13 protein-coding genes and 4 pseudogenes are annotated in these 14,665 nt (G+C 56.6%); 6 read left to right on the top strand and 11 right to left on the bottom strand.

Going from position 1 to position 14,665, the window contains the following annotated elements; genetic code table 11:
* Positions 1 to 198, bottom strand: a 198-nt coding sequence (locus VMU57_RS03540; RefSeq protein ID WP_325380843.1) for a TetR/AcrR family transcriptional regulator, incomplete at its 3' end; no start/stop codon positions are given.
* A 32-nt stretch (positions 199 to 230) separates the two neighbouring features.
* Here VMU57_RS03540 and VMU57_RS03535 point away from each other — a divergent pair.
* On the top strand, positions 231 to 1,784 hold the full coding sequence (locus VMU57_RS03535) for an efflux transporter outer membrane subunit (RefSeq protein WP_325380841.1): 1,554 nt from the start codon (positions 231 to 233) through the stop codon (positions 1,782 to 1,784).
* A gap of 123 nt (positions 1,785 to 1,907) precedes the next feature.
* A complete protein-coding gene (locus tag VMU57_RS03530) occupies positions 1,908 to 2,648 on the top strand; it encodes a hypothetical protein (protein WP_325380839.1) in 741 nt (246 codons plus the stop codon).
* Positions 2,649 to 2,754: 106 nt separating this feature from the next.
* On the opposite strand, the gene VMU57_RS22950 is transcribed toward VMU57_RS03530, so the two are convergent.
* Both VMU57_RS22950 and VMU57_RS03525 read right to left on the bottom strand, forming a co-directional pair.
* Positions 2,755 to 2,976, bottom strand: coding sequence for a DUF1016 N-terminal domain-containing protein (locus VMU57_RS22950; protein ID WP_414648603.1), 222 nt, complete (start codon positions 2,974 to 2,976; stop codon positions 2,755 to 2,757).
* Positions 2,977 to 3,256: 280 nt separating this feature from the next.
* Positions 3,257 to 4,711 carry a nitrilase-related carbon-nitrogen hydrolase gene (locus VMU57_RS03525; protein ID WP_325380837.1) on the bottom strand — a complete coding sequence of 485 codons (1,455 nt, stop codon included), beginning with the start codon at positions 4,709 to 4,711 and terminating at the stop codon, positions 3,257 to 3,259.
* A gap of 157 nt (positions 4,712 to 4,868) precedes the next feature.
* Here VMU57_RS03525 and VMU57_RS22945 point away from each other — a divergent pair.
* Positions 4,869 to 5,024, top strand: a pseudogene (locus VMU57_RS22945) (TetR/AcrR family transcriptional regulator); the annotation flags it as partial.
* A complete protein-coding gene (locus VMU57_RS03520; protein WP_325380835.1) occupies positions 5,025 to 5,444 on the top strand; it encodes a TetR-like C-terminal domain-containing protein in 420 nt (139 codons plus the stop codon).
* 381 nt (positions 5,445 to 5,825) lie between these two features.
* Here the strand turns inward: VMU57_RS03520 and VMU57_RS03515 are convergent, their stop codons facing one another.
* From VMU57_RS03515 to VMU57_RS03480, 8 genes and pseudogenes are all read right to left on the bottom strand, one after another.
* Positions 5,826 to 7,181, bottom strand: a complete 1,356-nt coding sequence (locus VMU57_RS03515; RefSeq protein ID WP_325380833.1) for a chromosome partitioning protein ParB — start codon at positions 7,179 to 7,181, stop codon at positions 5,826 to 5,828.
* Positions 7,111 to 7,377, bottom strand: a pseudogene (locus tag VMU57_RS03510) (hypothetical protein); the annotation flags it as partial. The gene VMU57_RS03515 and the pseudogene VMU57_RS03510, both read right to left, overlap by 71 nt.
* Before the next feature lie 444 nt (positions 7,378 to 7,821).
* Positions 7,822 to 8,142 (bottom strand): transcriptional regulator, encoded by a 321-nt coding sequence (locus tag VMU57_RS03505; RefSeq protein ID WP_325380831.1) that lies wholly within the window; start codon positions 8,140 to 8,142, stop codon positions 7,822 to 7,824.
* An 11-nt stretch (positions 8,143 to 8,153) separates the two neighbouring features.
* Positions 8,154 to 8,534 carry a type II toxin-antitoxin system RelE/ParE family toxin gene (locus tag VMU57_RS03500; protein WP_325380829.1) on the bottom strand — a complete coding sequence of 127 codons (381 nt, stop codon included), beginning with the start codon at positions 8,532 to 8,534 and terminating at the stop codon, positions 8,154 to 8,156.
* A 58-nt stretch (positions 8,535 to 8,592) separates the two neighbouring features.
* Positions 8,593 to 8,925 (bottom strand): annotated as a pseudogene (locus tag VMU57_RS03495) (DUF6088 family protein); the annotation flags it as partial.
* 154 nt (positions 8,926 to 9,079) lie between these two features.
* Positions 9,080 to 9,295: pseudogene (locus VMU57_RS03490) on the bottom strand (aromatic alcohol reductase); the annotation flags it as partial.
* Positions 9,288 to 9,728 (bottom strand): NmrA family NAD(P)-binding protein, encoded by a 441-nt coding sequence (locus VMU57_RS03485; protein WP_325380827.1) that lies wholly within the window; start codon positions 9,726 to 9,728, stop codon positions 9,288 to 9,290. The gene VMU57_RS03485 and the pseudogene VMU57_RS03490, both read right to left, overlap by 8 nt.
* Positions 9,715 to 10,218 carry a hypothetical protein gene (locus VMU57_RS03480; protein ID WP_325380825.1) on the bottom strand — a complete coding sequence of 168 codons (504 nt, stop codon included), beginning with the start codon at positions 10,216 to 10,218 and terminating at the stop codon, positions 9,715 to 9,717. The genes VMU57_RS03485 and VMU57_RS03480 overlap by 14 nt, the downstream gene beginning before the upstream one ends.
* 986 nt (positions 10,219 to 11,204) lie before the next feature.
* Between VMU57_RS03480 and VMU57_RS03475 the strand changes: the two genes are divergently transcribed.
* Positions 11,205 to 13,748: a glycoside hydrolase family 2 TIM barrel-domain containing protein gene (locus VMU57_RS03475; protein ID WP_325380823.1), complete on the top strand. Its 2,544-nt coding sequence runs from the start codon at positions 11,205 to 11,207 to the stop codon at positions 13,746 to 13,748.
* An 87-nt stretch (positions 13,749 to 13,835) separates the two neighbouring features.
* The coding region (locus VMU57_RS03470) for a hypothetical protein (RefSeq protein ID WP_325380821.1) at positions 13,836 to 14,665 on the top strand (830 nt) is incomplete at its 3' end.

Below are 14,665 nucleotides of genomic sequence, written 5' to 3'. Positions count from 1 at the left end.
GTCTCCGATCGCCTGTTTGGAATCAAAAAAATTATAGAGATACGGCGTTGAAAGATTAATGGCCTTGGCGATGTCCGCAACAGTGGTTTTCCGGTAGCCGTAGAGTCGAAAATGCTCAAAGGCAGCGTGAAGGATCTGCTGGCGACGTTCACTGTCCGCAGGACCCCTCTGCCCAGAAACTCCACTCGCATCAATCATGATTTCTTGATCCATAGCCTGATAATAGATTAATGTTTATATTGACACAAGCATACGATTTACGATATTCATTATTCGTCATGCGATCCTCGAACGTAATGCCCCCATTGCCCGGCCATGAATTCGTGACCTCAAACGGAATCAAGACCAGAATCGCTCTAAGATCGACCTACGTCTTGGCATTTGCGGTCATTGCTCTATCCGGATGCTCGGTTGGGCCGAGATACAAACAGCCGATCACGAAGCTTCAGCCATACCATAACGCTCCAGCGATCGAGTCGCGAACGACGATGCTGCCGGCTCCTTCGCTTGATAAGTGGTGGACAGGCTTCAACGACCCCGCGCTTACCAAAATCGTTGAGCGCGCACTTTCGCAAAATCTCGACCTGGCGGCATCGTTCACCTTGGTCCAACAGGCACGAGCGGTGGCTCAAGAAGCCGGCGCGCAGCGTATGCCGGATATCAATATCGAGGGAGACAGCACTGCTTCGCGCGCGTCGCTCGACAGTCCTACAGGGCGACTCGCCCCTGAGTTTCCGGGGGCATTCCAACGCAATTCAAACTATCTTGATCTCGGAATCGGAGCCACATGGGAGACCGATATCTTCGGCAGTCTGAGACGAGGTGCGGAAGCAGCAAATGCGGAGGCGCAGGCTGCCGAGGAAGAGCGGCTGGGGACCCGAGTTTCAGTAGCAGCTGAGGCTGCCGATGCCTACATGCAGATACGCGGCGCGCAGGTTCGGCTCGCCTTTGCGAAGCAGCAGATCTCAACAGATGAGCATCTGCGGAGCCTGGTTTCGCAAAGAAAGAATGCTGGTGTCGCTTCCGATCGCGAACTCGCACAAGCAGAGGCCCTTCTCGCACAGGCCAGGTCGACCGTCCCGCAACTGAACATTATTTTTGAAGCCCAGCTAAATAGACTGGACGTGCTGATGGGTGCGCAGCCTGGCACCTACGCTACAGAACTGAAGGTGCCCTTAGATATTCCGACTCTTCCGAATATAGCCAACACTCTTGATGCTTCCGATCTTATTCGGCGCCGTCCAGATATCGTCGCTGCGGAGCGAAGAATCGCCGCGTCCAACGCCCGTATTGGGCAAGCGATCGCCGAGTACTACCCTAAGATTTCCCTCGCTGCGTTACTCGGCACCGAAGCCATCAGTCCAGGGGATCTCTTCCGCGAAAGAGCCTTTCAACCCGCCGCCGTCGCGAGTCTGCGCTGGCGTCTCTTCGACTTTGGGCGCGTGGACGCCGAAGTAAAGCAAGCGCGTGGTGCGAACGCCGAAGCCTTGGTCCAGTACCGCAGCTCTGTCTTGCGTGCTACCGAGGATGTTGAGGATGCCTTCAATGCGCTGGCACAATCGGAGTCGCGGCGGGATGAGCTCGCCCGCGAAATAAGCTCTCTGCAACGGGCGAAAGATCTTTCCGAACAATCTTACAAAGCCGGCGTGATTCCCCTTACAGACGTCCTGGACGCTGACCGCCAATTACTGGTAGCGAAAGACGATCTGGCTTCGACACGCGAAGATGCAGCGCGTGCAGCCGTCAGCTCCTTCCGCGCTCTTGGCGGCGGTTGGACGCCATAGAGATACAGGTGTGTGGACTCCAGAGCAGGCCAAAGCGCTTCTCGATTTCAACCGGAGCACCGGAGGAACAATCGCGGCCTCCGAGTCGTCGACGAGAACACTATTTCCATCTGAGGTCTCACAATGAATAGGAAATCCAAAATCATCATCGGCTTTGCGGTCTTCTTTGCCGCTTTACTCATCGTATTGTTCTTTGCAAGAAAGCAGTTCGTCGGAGGCCCCGGCAGCCCCACCGTCGAAGGCTCTCGTGCTGTCATCGATGGGGGTATTAAAATTCCCGGCTGGAACGGAAGAGTCGATGGCGCTGAAGAGAGGGCGGGCATGACCCTCGATGCGGCACGACTTGCTCAAGAAGGAGATGCCCTTCATGTCACGACGGGACCCGCAACCACTTATTGGGAAACTAACGCGACCGCTTCAGGAGACTTCACTGTCAAAGCGACATTCAACGAGCCGAAATACATGAACCGCAACTCACATGCCCATCCCTACGGTATCTTTATCGGCGGAAACGACATGGGAACCTCAGGTCAAACGGAGCTCTACTGCGCCGCATTTGGAAACGGAAAGTTCATCGTGCGCGGATTCGGGCCAGAACCTTTCAGAATGAATGGGCTGCTGGGTGATAGCAACAACGCAGTCCATAGAGCTGCTGGGCGAGGCCAGCCTGTTACGCAGGACATTTCTGTCTCAGTACGAGGAAACAAGGTGGAGTGCTCAGTCAACGGGTCGATTGTTGCCAGCTACGACAAAGCTGCGCTCATAGGCGAAGGCAAGTTGAAATCAACAGATGGCTTTTTCGGCCTCCGCTTCGCGCATAACACTGATGTTTTGGTCAGTGCACTGGCGATGTCAAAGGATTAAGCGCCACAGGCAGTAAAGGGGAACGTGGAGAGCGACTTGATGTCGTTTGAATGATGTTCAACACAGGAGGATTTGTGAGGTAACCCTGCGGTTCCATCCGCAGAGCCTATCGGCATAGGTGTGGCTGGTAACGGCTGGGTCGAATAGCTGCCGAGACAACATGCCTCTCTTCTTCGGAACAGAAGAGTTCTGCGAGACCTCCGTCTCCCCACTCCGCCGCCGAAATCTTGCGACTGATGATCTCGCCAATATTCCAGTAGAGATCGATCAAGACCGTGTTCACCGATAACAGAGCGCGTGCGCGCGAGGCGGAGATTAGCTTGGAAATCTCTGCAAACGTGGCTTCATCTTTGCCAGCGTCTTGGAACCTTTGCTCATCACGATCAATGTATCAATGTCCGCCGCTGTCGTGAACTAGAGAAACTGTGCCTTCACGTAAACCTCTGCCCGTGCGCGGCAGAGGTTGGGGTCAAGTTTGCCCGTTTTTTGGTTTCGGGTGTTCGATAGGGTCTTAGAAAGGTCGCCGTTTGATCGATACAAGCCCGTTTATGGGTACTAATGCTGAACTAGCAACGTAGGCTACCAACGCCTGGCGCGGAGATCTCCGCTCAGTTGGAGGCGGGGCATCTCCACCTCGTAAACAACCAAGCAACGAGGCCCGAGAACACGGCGAGGTTCAACCATGCAAACCAATCTCCCAGCACCTGATAGACGGTTTGATCATGTCGCACAGGAACGGTGGTGAGCATGGTGGTGAAATGCGTGTTTGGATGCGCGGAAGTTTCTGCAAGGATTCTCCCACGATCATCGCTCACCGTTAGCAACCCCACTTTTGACGAGCGGACAATGGAATAGCCGTTTTCAACCCCACGCATGATCGCCATGTGACCGTGCCAGGACTCATCCAAAGATGAGTCCCATGCGGGTACAAGCAACACGCCCACTTTTCTGCGGCCATATATTCGCGCAGGATTCAAATAATCCATATCGCTGCAAACCGCCAACCCAAGAATGCCTTCGGGCCGATCTAGCACCGAAATGCCCGTACCCGGTGTGACATTCTCCCCCAGCACATAAGCGGGATGATGCTTCCGATAGACCGCTTCGAGACCACCGGCGGCGGAATACAACCTCGCTTCGTTGAATGTGCGACCGGCAGTGGCATGCAGCACATCGAGCAGCACCTGTGCGTTGGCTTCGCGGGCCGTCTCCTCGAAGAGCTGATCTACCTGGTAGGAATACGGTCCTTGAACCAGCGTCATCATTTCCGGTAGCACTACGATCTGAGCGCCGCGCGTGCCAAGTTGCCGTGCTTCGGACGCATACTGTTGAAGCACAGCCAACTGCATCTCCGGAGATTCAGCGAATGGTGCGACGTAGCCAGGATACGCGGTCGAGACAAGGCCCATAACGATGGAGTGTGTCGCAGGTGTGGCTACCAATCGCCAGGCGCCATAACCCACAACGCAAACGATGGTTCCAGTCAACGTTGCCACTAGCCGGCGACGTACTGGATCTCGAGTCAGCAGAATGACAGCGAGAGCCGAGGAAAACAGCAAGACAACGGAACTGATGCCCCATAGTCCCGTTACTGCCGCCAGCTGGAGCACTGGCAGGTTGTCCAGCTGAGTGTACGCCGTGTTCCAATACGTACCGCCCCACAGACTGCTGCAGTATTCATAGGCGACGATCGTCGATGGGAAGGCAAGAATTGCAGGCCAGAATTGGCCGCGCCGAAAGAAGGCGCGAGAAAGCATGACGGCCAGCGTGAACACAAAGACCGGAATCAGCAGGTACGCCAGCCTGGTTTCGACGGGTACCTGATTCAGCCTCACTCGAAGGTACGTCACCATGCTGCCGGCCCCCAGAAGGCGGGCCACAAACGCCACAAGTAAAGCACGACTCCACGGTATTCGAGGGGATAGCAAAAGCACAGGTAAGGGGGCTACCCACATGAGCGGCCACAGCGGATGAAGCCCGGTTCCGAAATAGAAAGCCGCCCCAGAAAGAATGGTGGCGGTTGCCGCGAGCGCAGTGTGCACCCTTCCCGGCTGTAGGTTCATGGAGTGACCTCGTCAGAAGCTTCGTACTCGGTGATCCACAATCCTGCCAGCGAGAAAGAAAGCAGTACCCGCGGTGGAGGATCGTACAACTCCGAGTGGGTCGTTTGGTGTACTTAGTACACTCTACGACTTCCTGAAAGTGTACCATGTACACCAGATGGGTAAAGACACGCGTTCGATAATTTCTAGTGCGGCCTTGGATCTGCTCGATTCGTCGGGAAACAGCGCAACGGTCACTATTCGCCGAGTTGCCACGGCAGTTGGACTCAGCCCCATGGCCATCTACAAGCACTTTCCCAGCCGGGAGGCCCTATTGAAGGCCGCCACTTCCGCCGAGTACGAACGCATTGCCGGCTACTTCCACCGGGCAAATGCTCGTGGGAAAGATCCCGGGATGCACGGCATGCTCGGATATCTCGACTATGCTCTCGACCACCCCAATCTATTCCGCTACATGTTCTCCTCGGCTCGTGATGACGCCTTCACTTTCGCTACCGATCTGCGAGAAGGTAAATCGCCGACGATGAACATCCTCTTCTCTGTGGTGGAAGAGCAAATCCGGTCGAAACAACTGCGCTCGGACGACGTGCATGAAGTGGCTTTGGCGATCTGGGCGGAGGCGCATGGTCTGATCATGCTTCACCTGGCTGGACGGATCGGATTGCCAAAGGGGCGATTGCGAGAACTGTACCTTCGATCACTCGATCGTTTGGTCCGAGGGCTTGCGATCTGACGCTACGCATTTCTAGCACTGCGTCCCTGAGAAGCGCAGGCTCGGACGGATGAGCCGCCCTTGCCGGTCAGGTGCCTACGAGCCTGCCTCCTTGGCGCCGAACACAAGGTGACCAGGACTATAAACTCTGCAACATCGCAGATACCCTGCTGGTCTTCATCCACGACGCTACAGGGCGTCTATTATCGCCTCGAATCGCTAATCGTGCTCAGGTAAAAGCAGAAATGATAGAACCCGAATCGGGCTACCTGATCGGTTGGCCCGTCGGGTGAGCAAGCGTGATGAGGGCCGGGAGAAACCAGCACGGTTTCTCCCGGCGCGATTTTTTGCAAACGAAGCAATAGGGATGGGCGGCGAAATGCCGCCCACCTAAATGAATCGTTAGGCCGCTTTCTTGGCGGTCTTGGTTGTGGGCTGCGGCGTCTTCTTCGCCTTTTCCTTGGCGGCGAACTCCTGCCGCACCTTGTTGGCGATGCCTTCGGTGTCCACCTTGTACGCGTTGGCGGCATCTCTGAGAACGGCAGTCGGGTTGCCACGCGAGGACGCAATCAAGATGCTCACCTCTACCAGCAGACGGGAGAGCGTACCCTCATCGGCACGACGAACGAAGGCCGCCATAGTTTTGCTGACGCCTCCATCGTCGCGCTTCTGCCGGATACCATGTTGTCGCGCCAGCATCTCCAAACGATTCTCGTCCATGACGCTTACGAGCTTCGCAAGGACGAAAAGCAGGTCACGCTTCATCAGCCGGACAGGAACGGCGGCGCTCACGGCCGCGAGGACACGAAGGCCGGTCGTGTTGGCGTTGGCCTGTGCCTTACGCTGCTTCTCCTGCTCGGCTTTGTACTTCTCATCGTCCCGGCTGGCTTGCTGCTTCGGATGATGGACTGGACAGAATGGATTCGGGCACACCTTATGGATGGTGCCGACCTCGCTGCCTTCCGTGATGATGGCCTCGGTTGTGAACTTGCAAACCTTAAACTCAGGACGCTTCGCCTCGTCCTTCGACTTTGGCGTATCGTCCCGAATGGCCGTGTACTTGTTGCGCGGCAAGACAGGGCTGCCTTCCTTCTGTCCACCGTAGGCTGTGCTGATCTGCACCAGCTCCGGCTTGGCGGCGATGGTCTTGGCCAAATGCGCGGCAACTTTGGCCTGATAGCAGCCGGGGTCGGTGCAGCGGTCGCCCTGTCTGCCGAGGTCATCTCGAAACAGCAGCTTGTTGTGTCCCGTCCGCTTGGGGCAGTCGACACAACTGCCAGCGGCGGGAACAAGTTCCGCGTCCCGCTTGTTGAACGGCGCATCCTTCAGAACCAACAGGATGTTGCTGTCAATCCAAAATTGCAGGTTGCGGACAGGCAGCAGAATACGGGCTGGCTTTGCTCCATTGTTGTATACCTCTTTGAAGCAAGCGGAGAGCGCCTGTCCCTGCTGGTCGGCGGGTAGCTTCGCCAGTAGCAGTGCGTGTCCCACGCCGATTTCGTTGGCGTAGAACGCATCGACCGCTGCCGGAACAAGGTCAATCAATTTCAACCTCGAAGCAACGAAGACGGGCGTTTTGCCCACCTTTGCCGCGATCTGCTCGATGCTGTACTTCGGCTCGTCCAAGTCGAGCAAGGCGCGGAATCCCCGCGCCTCTTCCATCGGGTGAATTTCGGCGCGAATCAGGTCCGATCCAACCGGCTCCCCAACCAAGCACTCCGGCACCGAAAAGCACACCGAAAAGCCCTGGTATGGCATCCTGAAAACGTCCCGACATCATGCGGATGCCGGCGAAGATGAGTCCGCCGAAACAGATAATCGCACCCGCATAAATCGCGAAAGTTTTAAACGTTCCCATCAGCGTTTGCGCCCCGGAGAAGTCCATCGTTCCCTGGGCATGGGCGACACCGCTGCTTACGCCCGCGAAGGCGAGAGCGACCAATATCGGTCCCATGACATGAGCGGCATAGCGGAGTTTTTGTTTGGAGAAGAGTTGCGACCACCGTTGGGCGGCGGCATTGGACGACCGATTCGGGGGGATTTCCGATCGGAACTCGCGGTGGATTCTAAGCATCTTTGCACCTCCGCTGACTTGGTGTTGTCAGCTAGGGGCAAAGCTAAGGTCGGTTCGCGGAAACGTCCAATGACTTTTTGAGCGAGCGTCATTCCATTTTGGAATGACGCTGCCCAGAATGGCGCGGCAAATTACCTATACTTCGTAGTCGTGGATGACCTGCGGAGTTCCTACGCCGCCTTTGTATAAGGTTGCTTTTACGGCTTAGAAAGGTGGAACAGTTTGGCTTTATATGTTGATTGCCTGGTCATAGGCGGCTAACTCGGCCAAGGCCTCCCGGCGCTCTGCAAGATCTTTCTTCCAATCTCCTTTCGGAGCTTCGCTCTACGCGGTGTGCATCTGCAACTCGATACTGACACCTTCACTTCTTTGAAGCGCCGCGATGACACCAAATAGGTTCTGAGCACTCGGGTTTCCACTTGGCCCAAACATCCGTTGCAGGCTGGGCGAGGGGATCTTTGTTTCACGGGAAAGTTCACTAAAACCTATCGTTGCATTGATGTAGTTGCGCAGGACAGCACGGCCCGTAGCAAAGTCGCCGCTGTTGATGAGCTGGAGTCCTTCACGAAGAAGGCTTTGGCGAAAAGCGGGTTCGCGCTGTGCGCGTTCACGGATCGTATCGCGGAAATCTCGCGTAAGTGCCATTGTCAATCCTCCTACTTGCGTTTCGCTTTCTTGCTTTTCGCCTCTGTCTTTGCCTTGGCCTGCTTCAGAGAGTCCTTCTTGAACTGCTTGTACTCGCGCCAGGCTGCTTTGGCATCCTCTATATCTTGATTCTGTCGTTTCTTTGTGCCCCCACCAAGTAAGATGACAAGCTGTTCGCCGTCCTTGCCGAAATAAATCCGATAGCCTGAACCGAAATCGATCTTGTATTCCGAGACGCCTTCGCCAACGGGCTTAATCGAGGACGTGTTGCCAGCGGCAATACGTTCCAACGCGACGGTGACTTTGGTTGCGGCCGCAACATCAAGACCGTCAAACCAAGCCCTGTATTCGTTGCGACCACGAGCGTCTAGGTACTCACGAACCCTAATCATCTCTACTCCAATAATAACACATTCGTTATCAACTTCAACTAAACCGAAAAGACTGCATTCAGACCTTCATCGTCGAGGCGCAGCTATCGCTTCGACAAAGCACCTTTATCAGCCAGCTCGGAAACAGTGATACGTGCTGATTCAGCTTTTGAAGTTCTGACCGGGGAACCTTCCGTTCAATCTCTTTCAGGATCTCTTGCGCCCGCTCCGGTCCAGCCCAAGCAAGTGCCCGAACGATCTCCCCAGCAGGCTCCTTGGCAAGAGCGAGCTGCCACGAAGGGGCGTGCTGCAACTCGATGACTTGCTTTCCGAGTGTGAGCTTCCGGGTTCTGCCCGAGGTCAGATAGACCGTTCGGACGAGAACCTGTGTTGTCAGACCGAGCGCACTTGCGCATCATGTTCTGCGGGTCGCGCGCCAGTTCTTCCAACAGAAATGGCACGGTCCATTCCGAACGGCTGAACGGGCTATGCAGAGCCACTTCAAGCTTGTCGGCAACCTCTCCGTAGGTCACGGTGTCGCCGGCCAGATACACGATCTCGTTCCTGATGGTGGGTTCGGCGAACACGATCTCGGCAGTCAGCGCCCCGATATCATCAGGAGTCGTCAGTGTGACAGCGGTGTCGAGTGTGCCCAGCGCATGAACCTCGCTTCTTTCGAGGTCGACCACGCCGAATTCCGGATCGAATAGGTAACTCATGAACATGCCGGTCGAGATGATGACCCACTCGGTGGCGGTCTGGGCACGCAGCAGCTCACGCACGTCCAACTGTGCGTCGAAAATGTCCTGCGGTCCGCCGCGCCCGATTACGTCGAAATCGACACCGAACTGTCATGGGAAATAGCGGGGGAATGCCCGACTGCAGTGCGGCCTTTGCCAACTTCATGGGCGTGTCGATCCCGGCGGCATAGCCAGCACAACCGATCACAGTGTCATACTGTGCAAACACCGATGCGAGCTCGTCGGTCGAGCTTTTCACCAGATCGCACAGGACGATCTCGATTTCCAGGCTGCGGATTTCGGCGATATCGCGCTGCTTGGCCGGCACATCGGATTCAACCGCGCTGCTGCGCAGCAGCACGCTGATCTTGGCCCCTTGCACGTCCTTTGCGCGGCGCGCCAAGTTGCGCAGGACCGGGAGACCGAGTTCTCCGGCTCCCAGTACGAGGATATTGCGAGACTTAGCGGCTGACATTTTCACCCTCCGGCTCGACAACTCCACCGAACCGCCGAACAGCGAACGCTATCGGAAGCCCAACGAGGATGGTGTGAGCAGCCAGCCCGTGAGCTAATTCGTGGTACTGATAAGGTCCCCTCGCGTGCATGGCCGAAAGCGGAAGAACAATCATTCTCATTACAACATCTATCGCTACGCCAAAGAACAAGCCGCAGATCAGCCAGTGTTCGATCAGAAAATGCAATCTGCGACTCACTGCAAAGTAGATAGCCGCCGCGGAAAACACAATCAGGTAATGCAGCAGCACTCCCAGGATGTAGATCGCCGCGCTGCCGCGGGAAGCATTTTGCATCCCCAACAAGCCTGCAGCGATCACGAGAGGAGACTTAGCCCCGAACACAATCAGGGTTTCCGCTAGATCCAATGTCCCGGCGATTAGACCGGCTGTTGCGATCGCGAGACCAGCGCTACGTATCTCCGAGGTCTCGTGCGGATAAACACTTGCCATGCAATAACTCCTTCAAGGAATTCCGGAACAGCCTCGGAAGGCTGTTAAACCTTGAGTGACGGAAGAGACCGTTCTACCACAAACCTGATATCGCTTCCCCTCGGCGAGAAAGTCGCGCGTGGCGAATCCCTCGATCATAGTGGAAGGCCTGCTGAAGTCGCAAAGAAGGCAAGGGAGTACTTCAGAGTGTACTTTCGAGACATGGTGATCGGCGAACTCAACGTGGAAGAGCTTCGCTTCAGGCCGCGCGAAGAGTTGTCTGAGCTTTTCGTTGAGTGCATTGGCCTGATATGTGCTCGATTTGGACGACGAGTTTCATCAGTGAGTTCGCTTTGTTTTTCCTCCTCAGGAAAGTTCTTGCTTTTCTCAAGCTGCTATTCGCGCGCTTACAGTCGCTTCCGCTTTGGTCCCTATGGCCCAGATAAAACCCAGCAGTTCGCGGCCCACCGCTGTGACGATCTTTCGTTTTGTCTTTACCCTTCGCCGCCAGTCGCGCGTATCGCTTGTACAGTCGGTGTTGTGCCTTCCACGCAATCTCTGTAACTTCTTGCTACGCACTCTGCTGTCGCTTTCGCAAACCAGCCCAGATGACAGGAGGACGATGATAACTCCATGCTGCTTCGACCACGATCCGTCTCAGGTGCGCGTTGCCCGTCTTCGTGACCCGAGCGCAGTAGAAACCACGTCCATACCTCGCGAGAGCTTGTCCGACTTGAAGGAGCGATCTGCAGCTAGGGGCAAGCGAAAGAGCAAGATGAGTTGACCGCTGGATCATGCGAGCCGTAAGTTGGTGTGGACGAGAAAACGGTTACTCAAAGGCCGCCAGGATCCAACGGAGTTGGTACGGTGTGTCAGATTCCATTTTCGCGCCACTTCTCTCATTCCAAGGACCGCAGATGAACCCGTTCAGCAAAGATTCGGAACCGACATCAAACGCCGGCGCCGTTGCCAGGCGAGACATCCTCAAGGGTCTGGCGGTTCTGGCCATGACCCCTATCGTTTCGCAGGCCGTTGCGGAAGCACAGGATGCACGTCCGGCTCGGGGGACCTCGCCTCTCGCAGTTGCCGCAGGCAAACGTGATCAATCCTTCGATGAAGGATGGCGTTTTTTACGCGGTGATGCGCCGGGAGCGGAAGCTCCCGGATTTAACGACAGCATCTGGCGTGTTCTGGACCTGCCGCATGATTGGAGCGTCGAGGACCTGCCCTCGCTGGGCTACACGGAAAATGGCGCCGGGGCTCTGTGGGGTCTTGCCGTCGCGGCAACCCGCACCGGCCCTTTCGATACAGAACTAAGTCAGGGTGGCCGTGACACGGGCTGGTTCGTAGGGGGAACCGGTTGGTATCGCCGTAGCTTTTCGGCGTCGGCGGTTCCGGTAGATGGACAGGTCGAGATCACCTTCGATGGCGTGTACTGCAACAGCGATGTTTGGCTGAATGGCGAGCTCCTTGGGACGCATCCTTATGGTTACACGACCTTCTCGTATGATCTGACGCCGCACCTTCGCAGGAGCGGCGAGAACGTACTTGCGGTGCGAGTGCGTAACGAAGGCAAGAACAGCCGTTGGTATTCCGGGTCGGGTATCTACAGGCACGTGTGGCTGGATACGACAGGCAAACTCCGCATACCGAAGTGGGGCGTCTCCGTCACCACGCCGGATGTCAGCAAGGCCAGCGCGACGGTGAAGGTCGCGGTGAAGGTTGAGAACAGGACCGGCTCGGCCCAGGACGTGACCGTGCGGCTGCATCTGTTTGATGGAAACAATGCCAGCGCCGGAACGCAGGAGTTGAAGCAGTCCATTCCCGCAACAGGTTTCACCGAAATGGAACAAGGCATCACGCTTCCGAACCCTAAACTATGGGGAACCGCCACGCCGCAGATGTACCGCTTGGAAACTGAGCTGATAGCGGGTGCAAATGTTGTGGATCGGATGTCCACCCCGTTCGGAATCCGAAAGGTCGAGATCGACGCACAAAATGGTTTGCGGATCAACGGCGAAGTCACCAAGTTGCGGGGTGGCTGCATGCACCACGACAACGGAATCCTGGGCGCATGCGCCTACGACCGGTCAGAGGAGCGCCGCATTGAGTTGATGAAGGCTCACGGCTTCAACGCCATCCGCACGAGTCACAATCCGCCCTCGCCCATGTTTCTTGCAAGCTGCGATAGGCTTGGCATGCTGGTGGTAGATGAGGCGTTCGACCAGTGGGAAGTGCAGAAGAATCCCGAGGACTACCATCTGGCATTTGCAGAGTGGTGGCAGCGGGACCTCGCCTCGATGATTCTGCGAGATCGAAACCATCCCTCGGTCATTTTGTGGAGCATCGGTAACGAGATACCTGAACGGGCCCAACCGCGTGGTGTCGAAATTGCGAAGAACTTACAGGAATACGCACACAAGCTCGACCCGACTCGCCTTGTGACAGCTGCAATCAACAGCGCTAGCCCACGCGGAGGCGGAGAGCAGCTTGATCCAGCGTTCCTGCACCTTGATGTCGGCGGCTATAACTACATGATCAAGAATTACGAAACAGACCATGTGCGGCATCCGGATCGGATCATCCTTGGGACCGAATCTTTCCCCCGCCAGGCGTACGCCACCTGGGAGCCGGTGGAACGGTTGCCTTATGTAATCGGCGATTTCACATGGACGGGTATGGATTACCTTGGTGAGTCCTCTCTTGGCAATGCACAATTGGGGACCGCGGCCAGGGGGGGTGGCCCAGGTGCTCCGGGCGCGCCAGCTGCTCCAGGAGGTGGATTCGGCTACGGCAACATCTATCTGTCATTTCCGTGGTTCAACTCCTACTGCGGCGATATCGACTTGATTGGCGAAACGAAGCCGCAAGGCTACTACCGCCGCGTAGTGTGGGGAACCAGCAAGTTGGAGATGGTTGTGCAGCGACCACTTCCGGTCGGCAGAACAGAGGTCATCACTGCGTGGGGCTGGTCAGACGAGTTGCGCAGCTGGACCTGGCCGGGTTACGAAGGCCGGACTGTGGCTGTACGCGTGGCTTCCACAGGAGATCAGGTGCGCCTGCTGCTCAACGGCAAGGAAGTTGGAACGAAGCCAGTGTCCCGCGCGACGGAGTACAAGGCTGAGTTCCAAGTTCCATACGCAGCCGGTGAACTCAAGGCCATCGCCATGCAGGGTGGGCAGCCCATCGCGGAACAGAGTCTGACAACCGCGGGAAAGCCGACAAAGATCCGCCTCGTTGCCGATCGGTCGAGCGTTCGGCGCGACCGCAACGATTTGTCCTACGTGAAAGCAGAAATCGTAGACGACAAAGGGAACCTGGTTCCTGATGCGGTTGCTCCGGTTAGCTTTATGGTGAGTGGGGCAGGCGATCTGGCTGCTGCCGGAAGTGCGAATCCGAAGGATGTTGCGAGCTTCCGGTCTAAGAGACCGAACACGTACCACGGCCGCTGCCTTGCAATTGTTCAGCCACGAGGGAAAGCAGGAAAAGTCACTGTCAGAGCGCAGGCACCCGGGCTGGAGTCTGGCATCATTCAGTTGGATGTGACTTAGGAAAGCAAGCGGCATGTGCGATGGACGCGCATGCCGTCCCGTTTCATGATGTTTTTCTAACCACAGATTCCGAGGTTCTTTTTCACGATGCCAACTTCTATCGCACGACATCAGGTCGAAACCGCGCGCAATTCATGGTTGTCGGCCAGCCAACTCGCTATTGTGGGACTTTTTGTCGCCTCTCACGTTGTCTTCGCGCAGTCGCAGCACACTGCCCGGGAGTTGAAGCTCACTTCGACCTGCGGCGAGTTGCGCCTCACGGCTCAGGCGGACAATGCGATCCGGGTGCGCTGCGGTGATTCCGCCACGACGCAACTGCCGGAGCTGCTCTTTACTGCTCCGGCCGCGAGCGTAACTACTTCCGTGGGCTCCGACGCTCGCTCGTCGTGGCTGCGGACGTCTCAGATTAAGGCTGTCGTCGACAAGCGCTCGGGAGATATCCAATTCTTCGACGCTAAGGGCAAGCTGCTCACCCAAGAGGTGCCGGGCAGCCGCCAACTTACTTCCTCCACCGGATCGGCAGGGCCGGTCAAGACCGCGGAGGTCCAGTATGCGCTTCAACCTGGCGAGCATCTTTATGGATCGGGGCAATTTCAGGATGGCTATCTCGATATTGCCAGGCTGCCGCGGAAGCTGGTCCAGCTCAATACCCAGATATCGATTCCGTTCCTGCTGTCGAGCAACGGATATGCCATCCTTTGGCACAACTATGGAATGACGCAGCTGAATCCTCCCGCCAATCACCTGGTTCTCACTGAAGCGGCCTCGGGAGCCAGCCAGTCCGTGGATGTTACCACCAGCGCGGGCACGCAGCGGCAGGTGCGCAGAGCCAAGCAGTTTACCGGTGATCTTGAGATACCCACCGACGGGGACTACGGGATCGTGCTGGACTCCGGCCGCACCATGACCGACCGATA

Origin of the sequence: Edaphobacter sp. (genome assembly GCF_035532915.1) — a bacterium.
Lineage (GTDB): Bacteria > Acidobacteriota > Terriglobia > Terriglobales > Acidobacteriaceae > Edaphobacter.
Note: the sequence above shows the minus strand (reverse complement) of the source record. Positions and strands in the feature narration are given on the sequence as shown.